The sequence below is a fragment of the Cetobacterium sp. ZWU0022 genome, assembly GCF_000800875.1.
Classification (GTDB): domain Bacteria; phylum Fusobacteriota; class Fusobacteriia; order Fusobacteriales; family Fusobacteriaceae; genus Cetobacterium_A.
This window is the reverse complement of record NZ_JRJZ01000175.1, coordinates 1-7960: the sequence shown is the minus strand read 5'-3', so window position 1 is coordinate 7960 and position 7960 is coordinate 1. Positions and strand designations below refer to the sequence as shown.

Below are 7960 nucleotides of genomic sequence, written 5' to 3'. Positions count from 1 at the left end.
AAATCTTTATCCCTTTTTAAGGAATTGGACCTATTTTTCATCTTTAGTTAACAGATTCTATTTTCTTATACATTTTTATGAGTATACATTATTTTTCAAGTTTTATCAAATTTTTAATAAAAAAAAGCTTCGGTTTAACCGAAGCTTTTACATTAACTATTATCCTCTTATTTCAGATACAGTTTTGATTTTAAAGTTCTTGAATACGATTGATCCAGCAAATCCTGTTAAGATACCCGCAGCAGCACATAGTCCAGCTGTTATTAATACCTCTTTAGCAGGGTTGAATCCGAACATTACTGCGAAACCAGCGATTGGTGTTGCTGTTCCTGTAGCGTTGTTGATTAATCCAAAGTAGTTAACGATCATTCCAGCTATTCCTCCACCTATGAAGTTAGTTGTAAATACTGGAATTGGGTTTGCAGATATTATATCCGCTTGTGTTAATGGCTCGATTGCAACAGCTATCGTTGTTGATCTATCTCCAAACTTCATTCTATCAAAGAACACATAGTTCATGAATGATGAAGCCATTACAGATAAAGCTCCTATAGCCATTGGTAAACCAGTTAATCCTAACATTGCTGTTAATGCCATTGAACTTATTGGAGCTGTTGCAACTACTGTTATAACTCCTCCTAAAATAAATGCCATTACATACGGACTAGCTGATTGAGCTGCTATAATTATATCTCCAATTGTTTTTAAAGCGAATGTAACTCCAGGTGAAGTGAATTGTGCAATTCCTCTTCCTAAAGGTGCCGCTAAACAAATAATAACAATTAAATCTAATCCATCAGGGATTTTCTCTTCTAATTTAGGTATGATGAATGACATTACGTATCCAGTGATAAATCCAGGGATGATTCCCATTCCTCCACAAACTACACCTAACATAACTGCATAAACAGGGCTTACACCTAAAGCTAACGGTACTAATATTGCTGCCGCAACTCCTCCCATTGATCCTGCTGACGCTCCAACATCTCCTAAAAACTTAATTCCTAAAAGATCTCCACCAACATATAATTGGAAAGCTTCTACTAGAAAACTCGCCGTTGCTGCTCCTGCTAGAGCACCCATAGCCTTCATTCCTTTTGGTGCTTTTAAGCTAAACCCAGTAAAGAATGCTAAAACCAATAATAATAATACTGAACCTTTTAATAATTCCATTTTCCCTCTTTCCTCGTTAACCTTGTTAAAAAAATAACAATAGGTCAACCTAAACTTTTTTTCTCACAGAATTGATTATACCTTACTTTTTACAAAAAGTAAAGTACTTTTTTAATTTTTATGTTTATTTTTAAAACAATTCAACATACGTTTAACACATTTAATTTATACTTTACATGGAAATGAATTTTGTTTAGTCATATAAAATCTTTTTTTATGAAAAATTGTTATATTTTTCACATTAGACTTTTAGAAACATCCCTAAAATTAGTATTTTATATGTTGTTTATGTCATAAATTTATGTTAAAATTTAAATATCTAAATTTAATTGGGAGGTATTTATAATGAAAAGAGTTATTAACACAGCCAAAGCTCCTGCAGCTATTGGACCTTATTCTCAAGCTATCGAAGTAAACGGAACACTTTATGTTTCTGGACAAATTCCATTTGTTCCTGAAACTATGACAGTTATCTCTGATGACGTTAAAGAGCAAACTAAACAATCTTTAGAAAATGTTAAAGCAATCTTAGAAGAAGCTGGATACTCATTAACTGATGTTGTAAAAGCTGGAGTTTTCATTAAAGATATGAACGATTTTGCTGCTATAAACGAAGTATACTCTGAGTATTTAGGAGATGTTAAACCTGCTAGAGCATGTGTTGAAGTTGCTAGATTACCAAGAGATGTTAAAGTTGAAATAGAAGTAATTGCAGTTAAATAATAAAAAAGATGAGGGTTTCCTCATCTTTTTTATTTATTTTGAATATTTATCTTTATAGCAGAGAATTTACATTTATCATAACAAAGTTGACAACCTATACATTTAGATTGATCAATTTTATGCTTCTGCTTCACTTCTCCTTCAATACATTTCATTGGGCAAACTCTAGAGCAAGCTGTACATCCTATACATTTCTCTTCAATTATTTCAGCTTTTTTTATCTCTTTCACTTCACTATTGATTGCTTTTGTTGGACATTTAACTGCACATAATCCACATTCAACACATTTCTCAGGATTAATCTTTGCAACATTATTTTTAATCTCTATTGCATCTACTGGACAAGCTTTTTGACAAAGACCACATGCTATACATGCTGCTGTACATGCTTTTCTCGCTACAACACCCTTATCTCTTGATAAACAATTTACAGTAACTCTTTTGTTCATTGGTAGCATCTCTATCAATCTTTTTGGACAAGTGCTTACACATTTTTTACAAGATACACACTTCTCTTCATCGATATTAACTATTCCTTTTTCAGTAACTGTTATTGCATTAACTGGACAAACTTTAGAACAATCTCCATATCCTAAACATCCAAACTTACATGATTTATCTCCACCTGCATATAGATTTATAGCTTCACAAGTTGTTAATTTACCTTGAAACTCATATGTCTTTGTTGTCTTTGTACAATCACCTTGACATAGTAATTTAGCTACCATTTTAGGGCCTGATAAATCTACCGTTGCTCCCATAACTTTCGCAATCTCTGATGCAACTGCTGGTCCTCCTGGTGAACAAGCTGTCATCTCAGCTCCATTTAATGCTATTGCTTCTGCATATCCAGAACACCCTGGGTATCCACATGCACCACAGTTTATTCCAGGTAATATCCCTTGAATCGCCTCTACTTTTTCATCAACCTTCACTTCAAATTTTTTAGAAGCATAGGCTAAAAATAGTCCCATTGCTAGTCCTGTTCCTCCTAAAGATAAAACAGGAAATAATATTGATTCCATCAACCTACCTCCAAATTATATTTGCATTCCGCTGAATCCCATAAATGCCATTGCCAAAAGTCCTGCTGATATAAATGCAATTGGAACTCCTTTAAATGGACCTGGAATAGCTGCATACTCTATTCTTTCTCTTATTCCCGCTAACAGTACTAAAGCTAATGTAAATCCTATAGCTACAGCTGCTCCGTTTATAACAGATTCTATAAAATTATATCCTTGTTGAATGTTTAAAATAGCTATTCCTAACACAGCACAATTTGTTGTTATTAAAGGTAAAAATACACCCAATGCCTTGTATAAATTTGGTGATGTTTTTTGAATTGCCATCTCAACAAATTGTACTAATGACGCTATTATCAAAATAAAAGCTATTGTTTGTAAATATTCTAAATTTAAAGGAACTAATAGATAGTTATAAATTGTCCAAGTTACACCCGAAGCTAATGACATAACGAATGTTACTGCCATTCCCATTCCGATTGATGCTTCCACTTTCTTAGAAACTCCCATAAATGGACAAATTCCTAAAAATTTAGCAAATATTATATTTTGAATAAAAATTGCTGTTATAATTAAACTAAATATTTTTGCAAAATCCATTTCTTATTTCACCCCGCTTTTTCTAGCTTTAAAATAATTTTGAGTGGCAATTATAAACCCAATTGTTATAAATGCCCCTGGTGCTAATATGAAGATTAAAGCTGGAGTAAATCCTGCTGGTGTCACTGGAATTCCAAATGCAGTTCCATTTCCTAAAATCTCTCTTATAGTTCCTAACACAGTTAATGCTAAAGTAAATCCTAAACCTGCTCCAACTCCATCTAAAAGTGATTTGAATACACTGTTTTTTGAAGCGAAACTTTCCGCTCTTCCAAGCACTATACAGTTTACAACAATAAGTGGTATAAATAAACCAAGCACCTTGTATAAATCTGGAAGATAAGCTTTCATAACCATTTCAACTATTGTAACTAATGAAGCTATAACCATTATGAAAGCAGGTATTCTAACTTTATCCGGTATAAAACTTTTCATCATAGATATTAGCATATTCGAAAATACAATAACCGCCATAGTTGCTAATCCCATTGCCATTCCATTTATTGAAGATGATGTAACTCCTAATGTTGGACACAATCCTAATAATAAAACAAAAACTGGATTTTCTTTTATTATTCCATTTAATAATATCTCTTTATTTGATTTTGCCATTATCTTTTGTTCACCCCACTATTAAAGCTATTTAGAGCTCTTTTAATTCCTGTATAAACAGCATTTGGAGAGATTGTTGCCCCTGCAAATCCATCTGCCGATTTATTGAATTCATATGAAGCATCTTTTCCTATAGCTTTCTTTTGCCATTCTAAATCTAGAATTTTTGATCCTAATCCTGGTGTTTCTTGGCTACCTATTATATTTAATCCTGTAACTCTTCCTCTTCTATCTATTCCTAATACAAAGTCTATATTAGCTGCATATCCAGGTTCCGAAACAGTTACAACATAACCTACAGGTTTTCCATTATCTCCATTTCCTGGAATAAAATCTAAACCATCAACTTTTACTATAGCTTCTTCATCAAAAGATATTGCTTTTGGTAAAACTAAAATTCTAGCTGCATTTACCGCTGCTCTTTCATTTTCTTTTATAACTTTTTGAGTTACTCCGTTTACAAGTGATAAGATTCCAGCAGATATTGAGGCAATCAATGTCAAAACTAGTCCATAGTGAATAAATCTATTTTTCTCCATTATTTTACCTCCCCAAATTTTTTAGGGCTTATATATCTATTTATAAGCGGTACGAACCCATTCATTATTAATATCGAATATGCTACTCCTTCTGGATATCCACCTTTAAATCTAATTAAAGATACTAAAATTCCAATTCCTAAAGCAAATATAGCTTTTCCTTTTGGAGTGTGAGGAGAAGTTACCATATCTGTTGCCATAAAGAACGCTCCTAAAAATAGTCCACCTGAGAATACATGTAAGAATGGATCTGCTCCAGCTATCAAAGCTGCTATAAATACTGTTCCTATCATAATCGTCGGTACTTTCCAGTCAATTTGCTTTTTGTAAATTAAATATAATCCACCTAAAAGTAATGCTAATGCAGAAGTTTCTCCTAAACATCCACCCATTTTCCCTACGAAAGTATTTAAATATAAGTTTCCTTTATCAATTAATGCTACATCTGATCCTAGACCTCTCTTCATTGTATCTAATAGGGTTGCTCCACCCATATCATCGTACATAAATGTTGTTATTGCAACTGGCCAAGACGCTTGAACAAATGCTCTTCCAACTAATGCTGGGTTAAATATGTTGTGTCCTAATCCACCGAACACCATTTTTCCTAATATAATAGAAACTACAGCTCCTACAATTACATATGCCAACGACATATAAGGTGGTATAACAAAAGCATATAAAATTCCTGTTATAATTGCACTTCCATCAAAAATCTGAACATCTTGCTTCATCAATTTCTGACAAATGAATTCTGTTATCATACATGATAAAATAGATACTGCTGTTACTACTATCGCTCTAATTCCAAAAAAATAGCTCGCTGCTAAAAGTGCTGGAAGTAATGCAATTATCACATCATACATTACATCATCTACAGTTTCTTTAGTTCTGATATGAGGCGATGGCCCCATCTTTAAAATTTTTGCCACTTTTTTCCTCCTACTTTTTCATCGATCTAAGTTTAGCTTTTCCAATTTTTATAGCTTCTGTTAATGGCCTATTTGCAGGACAAATATATGCACATGAACCACACTCTATACAGTCCATTAAGTGATATTTTGCTAACTCTTCCCATTGTGAAAATTCAGCTAATCTAGCATACATTATCGGTTCTAAAGACATTGGACAGGCATCTACGCATTTTCCACAACCTATACATGCTTTTGGTTTGCAGTAGTTTGTTTCCTTTTTTGTTAAGGCTAATAACCCTGAAGTTCCCTTTATTACCGGTACCTCAAGTGTCAATTGAGCCATTCCCATCATAGGTCCACCCATAACTATTTTTTCTACTTCACTTTCATCATAACCACATCTCTCTAAAAGAAGAGATATTGGTGTTCCGATAGCTGCTTTTAAATTCTTAGGGTCTTTTACAGCTTTTCCTGTTACTGTTACTACTTTATCTACTAAAGGCAATCCATTCACTATCGCATCATAAATTGCGGCTGCTGTTGTTGTATTATTAACCACTACACCTACTGCTGATGGCAACTTTCCAGATGGAACTTCTTTATTAAGTATTGCTTTTATAAGAGACTTTTCTCCACCTTGTGGATACATAGTTTTTAAAGGCATAACTTCTATATTTGTCCCTTCTGCAGCTTTTCTCATAATATCTATAGCTTCTGATTTGTTATCTTCAATTCCAATAACAGCATTATCTACATTTAAAATGTACTTCATTATTTTTATACCTTCTATTACTTTTGAAGGCTCTTCAATCATAACTCTATTATCTGAGTTTAAGTATGGCTCACATTCTGCTCCATTTAATAATAAATAATCTATCTTTACATCTGCCGGAGGGTTTAGCTTTATATGAGTTGGAAATGCTGCTCCTCCAAGTCCTACTATCCCTTTAGCTCTAATTATTTTCAGAAGTTCATCCTTACTCATTTTTTCCCAGTTTGAATTTTTTTCTAAATCAATCCATTCATCCTGTTCATCATTTTCAATTACAATTGTTTGTACATTCCCCATTAATGGAAATGGGAGATTTTCAATTTTTTTTACTATTCCACTTACACTTGAATGAACTGGCACAGATAAAAAAGCTTCTGAATCCGCAATTTTTTGTCCTTTTAAAACTTTTTCTCCTATTTCCACTGAAGGAACTAAAGGAACCCCTATATGTTGAAGAAGTGGTATGAAAACCATTTTTGGTGCTGCCAATAATTCTATGGCTGCATTTTCAGTTTGGATCTTATTTTCAGGTGGATGTACTCCGCCTTTGAATCCGAAGAATTTCATAAAAATATTCCCTCCTTTGTAGTAAAAAACTATATTCCATTGTTAGAATAACATATTTATTTATATTTAACAACTTTTTTGATCTATTTTTTTGCTTTTTTGTGTTACTTTTTGTTATATTTCTGCATAATTTTATCTATTTGAGTGTCATTTATAACATCGTCCAATAAATTTTTTACTGAATTAAACATCGGATCTACAAGCTCAGATTCCTCTTTTGTGAATCTACCCAATACAAAATTTATATTTTCATCTTTATTTTTTGCTTTTCCAATACCACATTTAACTCTAATAAAATCTTGCCCTAAATGAGATATAATAGATTTTATACCATTATGTCCTCCAGCACTCCCATTTACTTTAACTCTTGTTTTACCTAATGGTAAATCCATATCATCATATACTACCACTAACTCTGTAGCTGGATCTATCTTATAAAATTTCACAACCTGAACTACTGAATTTCCACTTAAATTCATATATGTTTGAGGTTTTAAAAGAATAACTTTTTCTCCATCTATTGTTTTTTCTGTTATTAATCCCTGAAATTTTTCTTTAAATTGATTAAATCCCTTTTTATCTGCAAATTCGTCAAGTATATCAAATCCAACATTGTGTCTTGTTCTTTCATACTCTCTTCCTGGATTTCCAAGTCCTACTATTAGCTTCATTTTTCCTCCTAAATATTTTTATAGCTATAAAGAAAGAGAGAATCTAAGATTCTCTCTTTCAAAGGTTTTATTAGCAATTCCCATCAAATTGGTACTTTGCAAGTCCTCCTAATGAAGTCTCCTTGTACTCATCTTTCAAGTCTTTTCCTGTTTCTCCCATTGTTTTTACAACTTGGTCAAATGTAATGCTGTGCTTTCCATCAGTATACATAGCATATTGAGCTGAATCTAAAGCTCTTACTGCCGCTGCTGCGTTTCTCTCAATACAAGGTATTTGAACATATCCTCCAACTGGATCGCATGTTAATCCTAAGTGGTGCTCTAATGCCATTTCTGCCGCATATTCGATTTGCTCTAATGATCC

10 protein-coding genes are annotated in these 7960 nt (G+C 32.8%); 1 reads left to right on the top strand and 9 read right to left on the bottom strand.

The window, feature by feature from the left end; genetic code table 11:
• Window positions 1-159: 159 nt before the first annotated feature.
• Entirely contained in the window at window positions 160-1173 is a 1014-nt protein-coding gene (locus L988_RS11965) for a PTS sugar transporter subunit IIC (protein WP_047384570.1), read from the bottom strand.
• 345 nt (window positions 1174-1518) lie between these two features.
• On the opposite strand from L988_RS11965, the gene L988_RS11960 reads away from it, so the two are divergent.
• Window positions 1519-1896 (top strand): RidA family protein, encoded by a 378-nt coding sequence (locus L988_RS11960; protein ID WP_047384568.1) that lies wholly within the window; start codon window positions 1519-1521, stop codon window positions 1894-1896.
• Window positions 1897-1925: 29 nt separating this feature from the next.
• On the opposite strand, the gene L988_RS11955 is transcribed toward L988_RS11960, so the two are convergent.
• From L988_RS11955 to L988_RS11920, 8 genes are all read right to left on the bottom strand, one after another.
• Entirely contained in the window at window positions 1926-2921 is a 996-nt protein-coding gene (locus tag L988_RS11955) for an RnfABCDGE type electron transport complex subunit B (protein ID WP_047384566.1), read from the bottom strand.
• Between the two features lie 15 nt (window positions 2922-2936).
• On the bottom strand, window positions 2937-3521 hold the full coding sequence (gene rsxA, locus L988_RS11950) for an electron transport complex subunit RsxA (protein ID WP_047384564.1): 585 nt from the start codon (window positions 3519-3521) through the stop codon (window positions 2937-2939).
• A gap of 3 nt (window positions 3522-3524) precedes the next feature.
• The gene (locus L988_RS11945) at window positions 3525-4133 is read right to left on the bottom strand and encodes an RnfABCDGE type electron transport complex subunit E (RefSeq protein WP_047384563.1); all 609 of its coding nucleotides are present in this window, start codon (window positions 4131-4133) and stop codon (window positions 3525-3527) included.
• Entirely contained in the window at window positions 4133-4672 is a 540-nt protein-coding gene (locus tag L988_RS11940) for an RnfABCDGE type electron transport complex subunit G (RefSeq protein ID WP_047384562.1), read from the bottom strand. Before L988_RS11940 ends, L988_RS11945 begins: the two co-directional genes overlap by 1 nt.
• Complete coding sequence (locus tag L988_RS11935; protein ID WP_047384560.1) at window positions 4672-5604, bottom strand: RnfABCDGE type electron transport complex subunit D; 933 nt, start codon at window positions 5602-5604, stop codon at window positions 4672-4674. Before L988_RS11935 ends, L988_RS11940 begins: the two co-directional genes overlap by 1 nt.
• A 10-nt stretch (window positions 5605-5614) precedes the next feature.
• On the bottom strand, window positions 5615-6925 hold the full coding sequence (gene rsxC / locus L988_RS11930) for an electron transport complex subunit RsxC (RefSeq protein WP_047384558.1): 1311 nt from the start codon (window positions 6923-6925) through the stop codon (window positions 5615-5617).
• Between the two features lie 104 nt (window positions 6926-7029).
• Complete coding sequence (pth, locus tag L988_RS11925; RefSeq protein WP_047384556.1) at window positions 7030-7596, bottom strand: aminoacyl-tRNA hydrolase; 567 nt, start codon at window positions 7594-7596, stop codon at window positions 7030-7032.
• Between the two features lie 70 nt (window positions 7597-7666).
• Window positions 7667-7960, bottom strand: a 294-nt coding sequence (locus L988_RS11920; protein WP_047384555.1) for an L-serine ammonia-lyase, iron-sulfur-dependent, subunit beta, incomplete at its 5' end; no start/stop codon positions are given.

Bases quoted from the DNA above. Each gene is read 5' to 3' on its own strand.
- L988_RS11960 (WP_047384568.1), top strand. From the start codon at position 1,519: ATGAAAAGAGTTATTAACACAGCCAAAGCTCCTGCAGCTATTGGACCT.
- L988_RS11955 (WP_047384566.1), bottom strand. From the start codon at position 2,921: ATGGAATCAATATTATTTCCTGTTTTATCTTTAGGAGGAACAGGACTA.
- L988_RS11940 (WP_047384562.1), bottom strand. From the start codon at position 4,672: ATGGAGAAAAATAGATTTATTCACTATGGACTAGTTTTGACATTGATT.
- L988_RS11945 (WP_047384563.1), bottom strand. From the start codon at position 4,133: ATGGCAAAATCAAATAAAGAGATATTATTAAATGGAATAATAAAAGAA.
- L988_RS11965 (WP_047384570.1), bottom strand. From the start codon at position 1,173: ATGGAATTATTAAAAGGTTCAGTATTATTATTATTGGTTTTAGCATTC.
- rsxC (WP_047384558.1), bottom strand. From the start codon at position 6,925: ATGAAATTCTTCGGATTCAAAGGCGGAGTACATCCACCTGAAAATAAG.
- pth (WP_047384556.1), bottom strand. From the start codon at position 7,596: ATGAAGCTAATAGTAGGACTTGGAAATCCAGGAAGAGAGTATGAAAGA.
- rsxA (WP_047384564.1), bottom strand. From the start codon at position 3,521: ATGGATTTTGCAAAAATATTTAGTTTAATTATAACAGCAATTTTTATT.